Source organism: Polaromonas sp. P3_B1, assembly GCF_056402935.1.
In genome coordinates, this window is sequence record NZ_JBFUGK010000009.1 from 118839 (window position 1) to 133548 (window position 14710).

General features: G+C 63.9%; 11 protein-coding genes. 3 read left to right on the top strand and 8 right to left on the bottom strand.

The annotated features are described in order from the left end of the window. The first annotated feature begins 10 nt into the window (after positions 1–10). Together AC1DXS_RS07650 and AC1DXS_RS07655 are read left to right on the top strand one after the other, a co-directional pair. Positions 11–1570, top strand: a complete 1560-nt coding sequence (locus AC1DXS_RS07650; protein WP_477736921.1) for an ABC transporter substrate-binding protein — start codon at positions 11–13, stop codon at positions 1568–1570. A gap of 235 nt (positions 1571–1805) precedes the next feature. After that, entirely contained in the window at positions 1806–2939 is a 1134-nt protein-coding gene (locus tag AC1DXS_RS07655) for a C45 family autoproteolytic acyltransferase/hydolase (RefSeq protein WP_477736922.1), read from the top strand. Positions 2940–2942: 3 nt separating this feature from the next. Here the strand turns inward: AC1DXS_RS07655 and AC1DXS_RS07660 are convergent, their stop codons facing one another. Beyond that, complete coding sequence (locus AC1DXS_RS07660) at positions 2943–5216, bottom strand: Nal1-like putative serine protease (RefSeq protein WP_477736923.1); 2274 nt, start codon at positions 5214–5216, stop codon at positions 2943–2945. Between the two features lie 413 nt (positions 5217–5629). Here AC1DXS_RS07660 and AC1DXS_RS07665 point away from each other — a divergent pair, with 413 nt between their 5' ends. After that, positions 5630–5917: a hypothetical protein gene (locus AC1DXS_RS07665; RefSeq protein ID WP_477736924.1), complete on the top strand. Its 288-nt coding sequence runs from the start codon at positions 5630–5632 to the stop codon at positions 5915–5917. Between the two features lie 105 nt (positions 5918–6022). On the opposite strand, the gene AC1DXS_RS07670 is transcribed toward AC1DXS_RS07665, so the two are convergent. From AC1DXS_RS07670 to AC1DXS_RS07700, 7 genes are all read right to left on the bottom strand, one after another. Continuing rightward, complete coding sequence (locus AC1DXS_RS07670; protein WP_477736925.1) at positions 6023–6427, bottom strand: hypothetical protein; 405 nt, start codon at positions 6425–6427, stop codon at positions 6023–6025. Positions 6428–6752: 325 nt separating this feature from the next. Further along, positions 6753–7853 carry an NAD(P)/FAD-dependent oxidoreductase gene (locus tag AC1DXS_RS07675; RefSeq protein WP_477736926.1) on the bottom strand — a complete coding sequence of 367 codons (1101 nt, stop codon included), beginning with the start codon at positions 7851–7853 and terminating at the stop codon, positions 6753–6755. Further along, positions 7850–8785 (bottom strand): 4-hydroxyproline epimerase, encoded by a 936-nt coding sequence (locus AC1DXS_RS07680; RefSeq protein WP_477736927.1) that lies wholly within the window; start codon positions 8783–8785, stop codon positions 7850–7852. The genes AC1DXS_RS07675 and AC1DXS_RS07680 overlap by 4 nt, the downstream gene beginning before the upstream one ends. Positions 8786–9133: 348 nt before the next feature. Further along, positions 9134–9637, bottom strand: a complete 504-nt coding sequence (locus tag AC1DXS_RS07685; protein ID WP_477736928.1) for a hypothetical protein — start codon at positions 9635–9637, stop codon at positions 9134–9136. A gap of 348 nt (positions 9638–9985) precedes the next feature. Continuing rightward, positions 9986–11215 (bottom strand): ABC transporter substrate-binding protein, encoded by a 1230-nt coding sequence (locus AC1DXS_RS07690; RefSeq protein ID WP_477736929.1) that lies wholly within the window; start codon positions 11213–11215, stop codon positions 9986–9988. Positions 11216–11241: 26 nt separating this feature from the next. Then, entirely contained in the window at positions 11242–13191 is a 1950-nt protein-coding gene (locus AC1DXS_RS07695) for an adenylate/guanylate cyclase domain-containing protein (RefSeq protein WP_477736930.1), read from the bottom strand. Positions 13192–13383: 192 nt separating this feature from the next. Beyond that, the coding region (locus tag AC1DXS_RS07700) for a hemagglutinin repeat-containing protein (RefSeq protein WP_477736931.1) at positions 13384–14710 on the bottom strand (1327 nt) is incomplete at its 5' end.

A 14710-nucleotide genomic window follows, 5' to 3' on the forward strand; every position in this document is an offset into this window, starting at 1 on the left:
GGAGCTTTTGATGCTTTCCCTGCGATTGAATTTTCTGGGCGCCGCCGTGCTGGCGGCCTGCGCCGCGGCCCAGGCCCAGGCGCCCGCGCAAATCGTGGTCGCGCAGCCGGCCGACATACGCTCGACCAACCCCGGCGTGAACCGCGACAATACCACCGACGGCGTGGTGCTCAACATCGTCGAAGGCCTGGTCGCCCACCATGAGAACGGCACCATAGGCCCGCTGCTGGCGCGCTCCATCGTCACCAGCCCCGACGGCCTGACCTATATCTTCAAGCTGCGCACCAACGTGAAGTTCCACAATGGCGAGCCCATGACTTCGGCCGACGTGTTGTGGAGCTGGAAACGCTACATGGACCCGAAAACCGACTGGCGCTGCCTCAGCGAGTTCGACGGCCGCTCCGGTGTCAAAGTGACCTCGGTCACGGCGCCCGATGCGCAAACCGTGGTCATGCAGCTGGACCGCCCCTCGGCCGTCTTCCTCGACAACCTGGCGCGCACCGACTGCGGCATGACGGCCGTGCTGAACAAAAAGTCCGTCAAGGAAGACGGCAGCTGGGACAAACCCATAGGAACAGGCCCCTTCAAGTTCGAGGAATGGAAGCGCGGCGAGTACGTGACCCTGAGCGCCTTTGCCGACTACCAGTCGCCCCCCGGCAGCAAACCCGACGGCTACCTGGGCCTGAAGAAGCCGCTGGTCGAGCAGGTCAAATTCCTGACCGTGCCCGACATGTCGACCTCCAAGGCCGGCCTGCAGTCCGGTGCCATAGACGCCGGCCAGATCACGTCTTCCGACGTGCAGGAACTCAAGGCGAATAAAAACCTCACGGTGGTCGGTGCCGTCGACGCGGGCAAGAACACGCTGCTGATGCAGACCAACGATCCGTTGCTGAAAGACGAACGCATACGCCAGGCCATCGCGCTGTCACTGGACATGAACCAGCTGGTTGCGGCCTCGTCCGAAGGCCTGGCCAAGGTCAACAACTCGGCCATCCAGGGAACCTCGGCCTTCTACAGCGCGGCCCAGAAAAAAGGCTACCGCTACGACCCGGCCAAGGCCAAGCAACTGCTCAAGGAAGCCGGCTACAAGGGCCAGCCCATCGTGATCCAGGCCAACAAGCGCGCCCACGTGCCCAGCTTTTCGGTGGCGGTGATGAGCCAGGCCATGATGCAGGCCGTGGGCATCAACGCGCAGATCGAGGTGCTCGAATGGGCGACCCAGCTGGACCGCTACAACAGCGGCAACTACCAGCTGAGCTCCTTCACCTATTCCTCGCGCCTGGACCCGGCCCTAAGCTATGAGCAGTTCTCGGGCAACAAGGCCAAGCAGCCGCGCAAGGTCTGGGACGACCCGGCCGCGCAAAAGCTGATCGACCAGAGCTTTGCCGAAGCCGACCCGAAAAAGCGCCAGGCCTTGTTCGACCAGCTGCACACCATGATGCTCGCCAAGACGCCGCTGGTCATCCTCTACAACGTGACCGACTCCTGGGCCGTGCGCAAGCGCGTGTCCGGCTTCACGGTGTGGGAAGGCAAGCCGCTGCTCTGGAACACCAAGCTGGCCGGCAAGTAAGCCGTTTCAGTTTCAGCGCTCACTCTCGCATTGATGCTTTCGTAAATCAAGGCAAAACACCGTTCGGGCTGAGCCGCCTGTCCTGAGCTTGTCGAAGGGGTCGAAGCCCTTCGACAAGCTCAGGGCGAACGGAAATGAGTATTGCTTGTGATTTATGCAGGCCTCAATAGCGCGCGAGGCCGGGACAGGCACGCCCGGTGACACCCCTTCTCCAATCCCTTGACGGCAGCACAGCATGGCAAACATTGAACAATTCCCCTTTATCTCGGTTTCCGGCAGCCCGCGCGAGCGCGGCCTGCAGTACGGCCGCCAGGCCGCCAGCCGGGTGCGCGGCAGCGCGCGCCTCTACGGCCAGACCCTGGTCAACCTGGGCTACAGCGAGCAGGCGCGCGCGCGCCTGATCGACTTCTTCGCCAAGGAGATCGGCGACTTCGCGCCCCACTACATCGACGAGATGCGCGGCATCGCCGAAGGCGCGGGCGTGGACTTCCAGGACATCGTGATGATCAATGCCCGCACCGAGGTGCTGGCCAAGGCGCGCGCCGAGAAAGTCCAGCAGGTCGACAAGGAGCCCGGCGACGGCTGCACGGGCGCGCTAATACTGCCCGAGCGCTCGGCCAATGGCAACCTGCTGCACGGCCAGAACTGGGACTGGCGAGCCGAGTGCGTCGAAACCGCCGTCGTGCTGCGCGTGCGCAACGACCACGGCCCCGACTTCCTGACCTTTGTCGAGGCCGGCGGGCTGGCCCGCAGCGGCTTTAACAGCGCGGGTGTGTCCATCACCGCCAACTACCTGGAATCGGACCGCGACTTCACCCAGCTGGGCGTGCCGCTGTCGCTGATACGCCGCAAGGTGCTGGAGCAGGAGATTTTTTCGCTGGCCATGAAGGCCGTCGCGGCCACACCCAAGTCCTGCTCCAACAACCTCATGCTGGGCATGGCGCAGGGCTTCGGCATCGACTTCGAATGCACGACCAACGAGTCCTTCCCGATTTACCCCGGCGCCGACAACCTGATCGTGCACGCCAACCACTGGATGAGCCCGGTCGCGCTCAGCAAACTCGTGGACTTGGGCATTTCCCAGTCGCCGGACAGCCATTACCGCGACTGGCGCGTGCGCAAACTGCTGAACACAAAGGACAAGCTGAGCCGCCAGGATTTGAAGAACGCCTTTTTTGACGACTTCGGCCTGCCTTATTCCGTCTGCCGCCCGCCGCGCCTGGGCAGCCATGACAACCTCTCGGCTTCGGTGGCCATGGTCATCATGGAACCCGCCGCCGGCGAGATGGAAGTCGCGCCGCTACCGGCGCTGAACCGGGTGTTCACCTGCTACAGCCTGACGCAGGAGCCGCGGCTTTCGGCTATCTGACTGTTAAAGGACCGCGGCCAGCTGGTCCAGGTCCAGCGAAGGGACGAACTTGGGATTGACATAGCGCTTGCGGATGTCTGCTTCGGAGAACTCCACCATGTCCGCGCTTTTGGCGCTGTCGCCGCCGCCGGCGATCCAGGCGCTTTCCCAGATGTGGGCCAGGTTGCGTATGCCCAGGGCCATGACTTTGGCCGTGTTGTTGCCGAACTGATCCCACAGGCCGTCTATCACCGCGCGCGAGGCGCCCTCGCCGAGCTCGATGTAGGCGTCGCAAATTTCCGTGGGCGGGATCAGCCGGGCGACGTCATCCATGAGCTTGACGGTGGCGACGGCGGCCTTTTGCCCTTCGTCAATCTTGGCCAGCGCAGCGGCCGGCTTGGCCAGCACCTTGTCAATGGCCTCGAACAGCTCTTCAGCCTTGGCGTCAATCATCTTGGTTTCGTAGATGGAATGCACGCCCTTGGCCGGCCAGTCTTTCTTCGGCTTGCCGGTGCTGGTGACACCTTCGGTGACCTGGTCCTGGTAGCCATCAGCCAGGAAGGAGCCGTGCAGCGGCTGGCAGGCGTCGCCCACATAATGGGCCAGCAGCCCTGCCGCGGCCACATAGCTGGCGTAGTCTTTCTTTTCGACATAGCCGACCATGGCGTCGTAGAACTGCCAGACCCGAAAAGGCAGGCAGCCGCGCGACTTGGAGGCGGTGGAGCCGACGCTGTCGTAAAAGCCCTGCCAGTATTCCACCGCCACCCTGTCCGTGTCCTGCATGCACAGCTCGCGCAGGCTGGGCCCGTCGTTGGGGCCGGGCACGTCGATGTCCGCGTAGTGCGTGGGGTGTTCCGGCCCGCTGTTAAAGCCGGTGTCGCGCCCGCCCTTGACCTTGCCGGGCTGCTTTTTCCAGATGACGTCGGGCACGTCGGCCAGGGCGATAAAACCCGTCGTGTCCTTGAGCGCCTCGTTGATCTTGCCGGGCGCGATGTCGGCGCGGTCAAAGCTGATGCGCAGCGCATTGGCCGCCAGCAGCTTGGCAAGTTTTTTATCCTTGACCTGCTCGACCGCGACATTGCCTATGCTGTAGTGGCCGGTCGCGCCCCAGTAAGGCTGGGCCGCCGTGTTGTGGGCCGAGACCAGCTCCACGTCCAGCAGCTTGCAGACATTGCTGAGGTTGGTCGCCAGCGCGAAGTTGTAAGCCCCGCCGTCGACGCTGAAGGTCTGCGCGCCCCATTCCACCGCGAGCGGGCGGTAAGAAACCTTGCCCGGCACACCTTTGCTGTCTTTCTCATCTTCCGCCTTGAGGTGCCAGACCGTGCCGGAGTCGCCAGGCTGGGTCTGGTGGGCCGGGTCCTGCGGCGCGATCAGCAAATCGGCCACATAGTCATAACCGCCCACGGATTTGTAGCGATAGAACAGCGCCTTGATACGCCCCTCCAGGTGGCCCGAAGCCGCTCCGAAGGCGGACACCGGGTGGTCTATCAGCTGCAGCCCCAGATTCTGCTCATTGAGGTCGGCCAGCGCGCCCACCTCGCCAATGCCGTAAACGCTGCTGGTCCAGTCCCGGGCGTCGTCGACCTCGACCAGGCCGACATCGAGGTTCAAATAAGTCTGCTTGCCGGCAAAAGAGGGATAGACCTCGGTAAAGGGCAAACGCGTGAGCTGGCGCTCGGAGGCATGGCCGATTTCGACCTCCTCGCCGCGCAGCCGCGCATGGACGGGCTCGCCGGGTTCGCCGCAGACATGGCGGTTGGTCAGCGCATAAATCGTGTGGCCGTCACTGACCAGGCAGCCGGCGCTGGCCGTGCGCAACAAGCCCTGGTTGCGGATGAGCAGCGGAAAGCCGCCGCCTATGGCCGCCTCGGGCCATATCCAGGAGGGCAGCGGCTTGGTGGCCGGGGCCTGCGGCTCGACCTTGACGACACAGACAGGCACGACACGGCCGTCGGGCAAATAAAGCATCTTGGGCACCATGTCCTGCGGGTGCAGCTTGCTGCTGGCGAAGGCTTTTTCCTCCACCCATTCATCCACCATCACCAGCATGCAAGGCCAGGAATAGGGGCGCACCTCGGAGTTGGCGAAAGTGCGTTCCACCTTTTTTTTGCCCGTGGATTTTTTGACCGGGTTTTTCGCGTCGGGCCAGGGGTCGCTGCGCCGTATGAGGTACAGGCCCACCGCCGTGCCCACCACGTTGCGCTTGTTGAGCATGTGGACGTGGAACTGGTTGCGCGCGTCCAGCAGGTCGCGCACGGAAAGGCTGCTATAGCTGTTCTGGCTGCTCAGGATGTCCATGGAATTCCTCCGTGTATGAATCTCCCGAAGCAGCCGCCTTTGTATGCAAGGGTTTGCGCGGGTGCGTCAGGCCAACAGGCATTGTGCGCAGCCAAACTCGCGTCGGCATCCTCCAATGAGAGGAGGAAAACAGCTTCACCGGTATTTATGACGCCGGTGTGTCCGAGCCTGAACGTCGCGGTGGTAGCGGGCGGATCAGTATTTGCCATGGCAATGCACGCAACAAAACAAGCGATGCACAAAAAGCATGACTAAACAATGTCTTTTTGACGACATTGCGAGATCATTCAAGACTACAGCGAGCCACGGCCATAAGTGCAAAGCTTGGTTCGACAGGAAGCAGCCGGAAGTCGAAAATCCCGCCGCCACCCGCCATTGCGGCGCCGGGAAGAAATATCACAGGGGTGAATGACATGGAAACCATCAACGCAGCCAATGGAATGTCGGTATATCTGCCTCTCGCGTTGTATGTCATCGTTGCGGTCATCGGCTGGCGCCTGATGAAAAACCGGCGCAGATCCAAGGCCGAGAGGGCCACTTACTGGCAAACCTGCTACATCAAGCTGAACAGTCTCGCCAAATCCCACCGCAGGCAGGCCGCCGAGTTCGAGATTCAAGCTGAGAAATTTCGCCTGCGCTGGCAGCAGGAACAGCGAGCCTTGTACAAGAGAAGTTTTGACGACATGTTTTTGAAAAAATAGCGATGAGTGCGGGGCCATCGCGGTCATTTCCGCCGCTCCCGCCGCCCGCCGCTTCCTCCAGAGGCCACCGCCGGCGCCAAGCCCACGCGTCGATGTCCCAGGTTCCTAGTAGCGGTAAAACGTTTTCTTGACCAGATAGCCTAGCGCCGCAACGCCGGCCAATATGCCCCACTTGGCATATGCCGTGTCCCACCACGGCAGCATTTCCTCGCGAACGAGAACCAAAGGCATATCTTTAAGGGCCCAGAAATCCAGGGCCGGCCAGCAGCACAGCCAGAACAACGACAGCAGCAGGGGCCACACAGCTCGCAGGCCCAGCGGTGGAAAATCGTCCGCCACCTTCCAGGAAAGCCCCGTGACCACCGCCAGCACGGCCAGGCGTGCCAGCACCAAACCGCCCGTGGCCGCATCCAGTCCGAGATAGGTTGAAAATTTCCAGGCGACAAAGGCGGCGAGCGCCACGCCCACCACGAAAAGAAGCCAGCTGTCCTCGCTGTCGACCTTGCCCACACTGACTCCTTTTCCATTGCAATGGTTGATCGGGTTCCCCGGGGCCCTGCGCTTTGAGCGGCGGCCGCGCCGCGGCATTGGCGGCTTCCAATGGCGATCGCGGGAAACTTCAATGAAGCATAGGCGGCCTGAAGAAAATGAGGCGCAACATTGTCCAGACGAAGGCAATGTCCTTGCTCTTTTGAAAAATGAAGGGGATCAAAAGCCTCGCCGTAACCACCGGCGAAGAGGGCGGCGAACTTGCAAAGCCGCGGTACTTTGTGGCGGCGTGTTGCGCAAGATGAAGGGCGGCTTGCGGCCTGCCTCAACCAGGCCGGCCGCGGTATCAGGCGCTCGTCACAAAGCGCTGCATGCCATAAGGCGTTGCCTCGAAAGGCAAGGCCGCGCCGCTGATCTGCGCCGCCAGCAGGCGCGCCGTGGCCGGAGCCGTGGTCACGCCCAGCCCTTCGTGTCCGACAGCCAGCCACAGTCCCGGCTGCTGCGGATGGCGGCCGATGATGGGCAGGCCGTCGGGCGTGGCGGCGCGAAACCCGGTCCAGGTGCGCACCGTATTGAGGCCGGCCAACCCCGGCAGGTAGGCCAGCGCGCGGCCCAGCATGCGCGCGAGCATGGGCGCTTCCACCGCCGGGTCCGTGGTGTCGAACTGGCGCGAGGAGCCGATCAGCAACTGGCCGGTGGGGCGCGGCTGCACATTGAAGGCCACCGAAGCACCGTCGCTGTGGTGTGCGCTGCTGATGTAGCCAAGCTCAACCAGTTGGTGGTGCACCGTGCCGGGGTAGCGATCCGTGATCGCGAGGTGGCCTTTCTTGGGCCGTATGGGCAAGTCAGGGCAGAGGCGGCGCGCCTCTATGCCCGCGGCCAGCAGCACGGCGCCCGCGCTGCGCCAGCTGCCGTCGGCCAAGCGCACGCGGGAGCCTTCGACGGCGGTAACTTCCGCCCGCTCAAAAGTGATCGCGCGGGGTGCTTGCGCGAGCAGCCAGCGCGCGGCGTTGGGCGCGTACACGACGCTGTCACCGCTGACCTTGAGCGCCCCAGCCAGGCCTGAACGCAGCGCCGGCTCCGCCGCAGCCAGCTCGATGGCATTCAACAGCTCGCAGGCGACGCCATGGGCCTGCAGTTTGCGCAGCTTGTCTTCGGCGGCGGCCATTTCAGCTTCGTTGGCGGCCAGCCAAAGCGTGCCGCAGTTGGCAAAAGCACAATCGGCATTCATGCGCGGCGCCCACTCGTGCCACAGTTTCAGCGATTCACGGCTGAGCGCCAGCTCGGCCGGGTTGTCATCCATTACCACCAGGTGGCCCATGCCCGCATCGGTGGCGCCGCCCATGCCGGCATCCAGCACCAGCACGCTGAGACCCGCGTGAGCGAGTTCATGCGCACAAGCCGCGCCCACGATACCCGCGCCGATCACGATCACATCGGCGTTCACAGGCGTATGCCCCAGGCGAAGGGATCGTCGTCTTCGATCAGCAAGGTCGCCTCGGCGCTCATGTGGGCGCGCCCGCGCAAGGTCGGGATGACCTGACCGTCCTCCACCGAATAGCTGGCTTCGAAATTGCTGCCGATGATGCTGGCCTGGCGCCAGACCTCGCCAGGCGCGAGCTTGCCGTCGGCGGCCAGGCAGGCGATCTTCGCGCTGGTCCCCGTGCCGCAAGGCGAGCGGTCGTATGCCTTGCCGGGACACAGGACGAAGTTGCGGCTGTCGGCGCCGCCGTCGTCGTGGCCGAACAATTCGATATGGTCAATCTCCGCGCCGCCGGACCCCGTGATGCCCTGGGCGGCCAGCGCTTCGCGCAAGGACACGCTGTAGGCGGTGAGGGCTTCCAGGCTGTCGCTGGACACACGCTGGCCGTGTTCGCTCGCCAGGAAAAACCAGTTACCGCCCCAGGCCACGTCGCCGCGCACCACGCCGTGGCCCGGCACGTCCACGGCCACCTGGTGCAGGTGCCGCCGGGCGGGCACATTGCGCACGCTCACCGAGCCGTCCTCGTGCAGCGTGGCCGTGACCTCGCCGACAGGCGTTTCAATACGATGCGTGCCGGGCCCTACCCGGCCCAAGTAGGCCAGTGACGCCACCAGCCCTATGGTGCCGTGGCCGCACATGCCCAGGTAACCGGTGTTGTTGAAAAAAATCACGCCTGCGGCGCAAGCCGGGTCCACGGGTTTGCACAGCAGCGCGCCCACCACCACATCGCTGCCGCGCGGCTCCAACACCGTGGCGGCCCGCCAGTCGTCGTGCCGCTCGGCCAGCAAGGCGCGGCGCTCGGCCATGCTGCCATTGCCCAGCTCAGGGAAACCATCAATCACCAGGCGCGTCGGTTCACCGCCGGTGTGGGAGTCAATTATTTTGATTCGTTTCATGGTGCAAAGCCTGTGGGTGGTCGGTTAGGAGCTTACTTCTTCAGCCCCCGGGAATCAGCCGTCAATCCGAGATTGAAGAATGTTAATATATTAACCAGATATTTAAACCAACACCGTGACCCTTCGCCAGGAGTCACTGGCTCTGCGTTCGCGTGGAGGGAGCGCAGTCCAACAGAGGTGCGTGGGCCCGCCACCCGCGAAAGCTGGGCATGCGGCGCGCATTGCGGTGACCAGGGCAAAGCCCGAAGTCGTTGATTTTTGTGCCGGATGGGGCGTTAGCGTCAACGCCCCGCGCGATGCCGGGGGCCCTTCACGTCGGAGCGAATGCAGCTGCGCAGCCTCCCGCGCTCAGAGGGGGGCGAGATTCAGTTCCAGGGGGGCCTGTGCCGCAAGGCTACGTGTGCTGACAGGGCGCCAGGAGGAGCCGCAGGACTCCAGAATATTGACGAGGTCTTCCTGCGCAAAAGTGCTGCCGAGGTACATCGGGCTCGTGCGGGAGAGGTGGTGGCGAAAATGGTCAATGACACTGCGCTGGCTGACGATGGGGACGATGGTGAGGGTTCGCAGAGCCGCCGCGTGGCCCAGGAAGGCATTCATGGCCGCGCTGTGCTCCCCGCGTGTGTGCGATTCGCGCAGGCGCACAAACACTACACGCGGCCGGAAGGTTTCGAGCGTCCAGGACGCCCCGGCCAGCGGCGTGCTGTCCACGCGCGCGACCAGCCCGGAGCCCTTCAGCTTTTCGACGCGGCTGTGAAAATCGCTGACGGCGAGTTCGTGGAAATCGACCAGCAGCACACCAACACCCCGCCCCTGGGGCACGGCGTTGAATTCAAAAGAATCTCTGGCACTCATAGGGGTCCTCTGCTTCGCCGAGGCGGGTATGGGTGCGGTATGCAGGATATGAGCGGCACCGCCCGGACAGCGTTGCCGCAGTGTCCACGGGAACACCGGAACGCCAAGTGCACTTTGTCCATACGCGGGCAAAGCTTGGTGGAAATTCGGACCTTTACATTCACCCCGTTGATCAACAATCATTGTCCGCAGGGACACATTGCCTCTGTGTTGAAGCCGGCGTGATTTTTACAATGGCCGGGACGCTTTGGCGTTCCTTGTTCTCATCCCAGACAAGGCTGCTGTGAATGCAGTTCAAACCCCTGCGGTATCCTCTGCCGCAGGGGCTTTTTTTTGGCGCTCGAAGTCTCAGGCCCGGTCCTTCCAGCGCCCCATTTCCCATGAAGGCAAACCGCGCAGGTCGCCGACCCTGGCGCTCTGGAATTCCGCCAGCGCCGGCTTTGCGCCCAGCCTGTCATAGGCCAGTTTGACCAGCGGCGCGGTCTTGACGAATACGCCCTTGACCTGCGCCCAGCTCAGCGGCTCGGGGATGATTTTGGCGCCGGCAATCATTTTCGAAGTCGCGAGCAGCGACAGCGCATCGCCCTCGGTCGACCAGGCCCAGCCGCGGCGAAACACCACCTCGTCGCGCACCACCTTGGCACCCTCCGCCGGAGACAGGCCCCAGTAGGACTTGACCAGCTGCGACACAGCAGCAGGGTCCGCCTCGCTGAGCATCCCCACCGCCTCCTGCTGCGCCAGCAGAAAGGCCAGCACGAGGTTGGGATGCTTTTCCACCAGGCTGTTATGCACGATGCGAAACGACCGGTGCAGGTAATAGCCGTCCGGATAAAACGGCGAATGCTTCACCGACGGCAGCAGGATGCCCGCCCCCTTGCCTTCCGGCCCATCGTAATGGGACTCGGTATAGCCGTAGGAATTCATGATGGCCACCGTGCCCGTCGCCTGCACCTTCAAAAAAGCCGGGTAGATGGCCAGCGTGGCGTCCATCCCCGCCGGCACCTGCGCCGCCTCGGGCAGGGTCGACAGGTGCACCATGCGTATGCCGTGGGCCGCCGGGTCCGGGTTGCCCAGCTCGTAACGCAGGATTTGCGTGAACGCGTTGTACGGGTCCGCGCCCATCAGCGTGCCCACCGTCTTGCCCTTGAGATCCTGCACATTGCGAATCGGCGAATCCTTGCGGGTGCACAGCAAAAAACGCAGCCTCCCCTCCGCCACCGACACCAGGCTGAACGGGTGCCTGGCCACGATGGCGCGTATCGTCGGCGTGTTGCCCCACATCGCCATGTCAAGCTGGCCCGCGGCCAGCGCCTCCACCTGCGGCGCGGCCGCCGGGTAGGTCCGGTAATCCATGGTCAGGTCGTAGCCGAACTCCGCCGCGTACTTTTCAATCAGCCGCTTGCTGATCATGTGCTGCGTGACCGGCGAATTGCCCGCCGCCCACGGCACCCAGCCGTAGGACAGCGTGAACGGGTTGCCCCCCTGCGCGCGCGTGATGCCGGCCGCGCCGAGCGAGGCGGCCAGGCCAACACCCCGGCGCAGCCAGTGCCTGCGTGTGGACATCGATTCGCCGTTCATACAAACCTCTCTTTCAGCCTGGCGCCTCAAGCCTGGGCCTCGGCCGCCACCGCGGCCGGCCGGCTGTGCTTCGCATCGCCTTCATGCGCGATCCGCTCCACCAGTTCATACACCTCATGCAACTCGCCATGCGGGCCCAGCGGCACCGTGGCCGCCAGCCGGAAGCGGAAGTAACGCGACGCCGCCAGCGCCACCGCGCGACTGGCCGCGACGTTCAGGCCCAGCGCATTCGCCTGCCGCGCCAGCGCGCGCGCGTTGTCCAGCGGCGCGCCCACCGCGGTAAACGTCAGGTGATCCCAGGTGCCGAAGTTGCCCACCGTCGCGCGGCCGAAATCCAGGCCGAAGCACGGCGGCTTCACCGCCGTGTTCAGCCCCTCGGCCAGCGCCTGCATCGCATCCACCGCGCGCAGCGCCGCTTCGCAGGCATAGCCCGCGGGATTGGAAACATTCAGCGGCGTGTTCCACAGCGCCACCGCCGTGCAGCTTTCATAGCGGTCCATCATGCCCTTGCCCTGCGCCACCTCCACCGCAAAGATCTGCAAATAATGCTCGGCGTTCGGCGACCAGGTCACCGCCGTCGCGTGCTGCTCGTCCAGCGCGGCGCACAGAACCGCCAGCTCACGCTGCTCCACGCCGGCCTGCGGCGTCAGGCGATTGGCGATGAAATGCTTCACCAGCGGCTGAGGCACATAGCGTGAGAAACCCTGCAGCGCGATGCGTGCCAACGCCAGCGACTCCTGCAAGCGCCGCACTTCCGAGATATCGCTGTCCTGCGGAATATCGCTGTCAAACTCGAACTCGCGAATGTGCTTGGCCGAACGCACCAGGTTCTTCAAAGGCGTCGCCAGCCGGTTGGCCATCCAGAACAGCATCGGCAGCAGCATCAACAGCCCGGCCACGCCCACCCCCAGCAGCATCCAGCGCATGCGCCGCACCTGCGCCAGCAGCAGGTTCTGGTCCGACACCAGCGCCACATAGGCACGGTGGTTGAACACACCCTCAATGGGCATCACCACCGCCGCGAAGCGCTGGCCCCCGGCGCCTTCGAGTGAGTGAATGGGCGTGTCCTCCGACGCCCCCTCCGCCACCAGCTTTTGCAGCGAGCCGTACAGGGGGTCGCTCAAGGCCGACAGGCTCAGCGGCGCACCCGAACCCAGCAGGCGGCGCAACCGCTCCGCCTGCGACCAGCCCCAGACACGGCCCAAGCCGTCAAACACAATCAGCTCCGCATGGCTTTCCTCGCCGCGCGCATGCAAAAAATCCGACAAGCCCCCCACCGTGAACATCGCCGCCGCGACACCGCCCCGCGGCCCGCTCAAGGGGCGCGACAGCGCCATGCCGAACTCCTCCGGCACCTTCAGCACAAAAGGATCGGTCGCCTGGAAGCTGCCCAAATTAAGTTCGCTCGCGCCCTGGTACCAAGGTCGCTCGCGCGGGTCGTAACGCTCACCCCAGGGCCGCCGCTGGCTCGCGATCGCCGTCATCTGCTGGTCGTAGAACACCCATTCTTCGACACGTTTTTGCCGCTCGTCCACCCGGATGATCTGTTGGGCGTAGCGCGCCTCCGGCAACGACTTGGCCCAGGCCCGGTCGCGCGCAGTGCGCAGCACCATGTTTTGCTCAAAACTGCCGTCCGGGTAGCCGAACACCAGCGAGCCTATTTGCGGATAGCGCTGCTGCATGGACATCTGCATGCGCAGCACCGAAATGTCGTTGTCGCCCTCCAGCCCCGCGCGCGGGTCGTTGGCGGTCGCCTCCAGCCAGGCACGCGCCGGCTCCTGGAAGCGCAGCAGTTGCTCCTGCGTGCGCCGGCCCAGCTGCTCCAGCTCGCGCTGCGCACCGTCAAACACGATGCGACTGGCCGCCAGCTCCGCCAGCGCCATCAGCGCGACGACCAGCACCGTCACCAGCGCAGCATAAGTCCAGAACAGGTGGGCGCGAATCGACCTGGCGTGAAAGCTCGGTATCTTGATCACCGATGTCCCCCTGCGGTGCTTGTTTGCTTTGCAAGATACGCCTCGCTAATGGCTTTGACAAGGTGATTGATACTGGCTTTGGGGTGGCTTCGGCGCTTTGCACATTTTGTGACGTTTGCTCGTCTGCCGAAGTACCACGAGGCCTCCTGCAAATAGAGGAGGTGGGCTGGCGAAGAAGCTCTCAGCTGTTACCTAGGGCCTACGCGGGGTGTGTAGCGTGGAAAGAACTCCACCGAAAGGCCTCAATACGCCCCTCGCCCGCAATCGGTGCGTTAACTCAATGTCACAAATCACAGCGTCGTTTTGCTGGCAGCAATCGTGGTTGAACACACCGCCCGTGCTGAAACTGTTCTTGTTGCCATCCACCGCAGCCTGCGTGCTGGCAATCACACTACCCTTGAGGTCGGTGTTGCCCTGCACGTTGACCTGGAACCCACCATCCCCCGCCTTGATACCGCTCTGCTGCGCGACCGAGGCGTAGGTGCTGTCAATGTTGCTCTGGCTGGCGCTGATACCGCCGCCCGTGGGACCATCTTTGCCGGAGCTGACGGATGCGCTGCTTGAGCTTTGCTTGCTGGTGTAAGTGCTCGTGTCTTGCAATGAGGCAATGTTGAGGTTGCCGCCTACATTGGCCTTGACGGTGTTGGCGCTGACCACCGCGCCTATCAAGTTTGCATCACCCCCGCTGACGATGCTGGCCGTGTTTCCTGCGGTGACCTGGGTGTTGGTGTAGCTGGTGTCGCTCCCGTTGCTGTTGCCCTGGCTTTTGCTGGCGCTGGCGCTGAAGCTGAAACTCTGCGAGATGAGGCCGTAGCTCACGCCCACGCTGCTGGAGCTTGAGCTGTTGCTGCTTTCCTGGCTGGCCTTGCTTTCGCTGGCGAGGAGGTTGACTTTGTTGTCTGCGAGCAAGGTGGCGTTGTTGCCGGCGGTCAGGTTTGCGCCTTGCGCCGTCAGGTTGCTGGCCTGGCCTGCGCCCGTGGCGACGATGGTCAGGTTCTTGCCCGCGGCGACGGTGCTGCCGGCGGCGCTGTTGCTCTGGCTGCTGCTTTTGCTTTCGCTTTCAGAAGTGCCGTAGCTGATGTTGATGGTGACGTCAGTTGCCGCATCCTTGTTGAAGTTGCCCGAGGCGTCGGTCATGCCCTTGTAGGTGTTGTAGCCCTTGAAGGCTGCCGCCGCGCCGGCCAGCGCCTGCATGCGGCCGTCGCTGGTGTTGCTGGCCGCGTCCGCCATTTGCTGGCCGGTTTCCATGGCGCTGAGGAGGGGGCTGCTGACGCTGAAGGTGAGGGCCGATTGCTTGAATTTGTCTTCACTCTCCTGGCGGCTGGTTTCGCGGGCCTCTAGGATGTCGACCTTCTTGGCCAGGATGGTGATGTCGCCTGCGGGGGCGATCACGTCGCTGCCGACCTGTTTGTAGGCCTCGCCAGCTTGCAGGGTGACGTTGCCGGCGATGCTGCCCACGGTGCTGGCCGCGGCGCTGGTGCCTTGCGCCTTCTGCTGCGTGGATCGCTCTTGCGTGCCG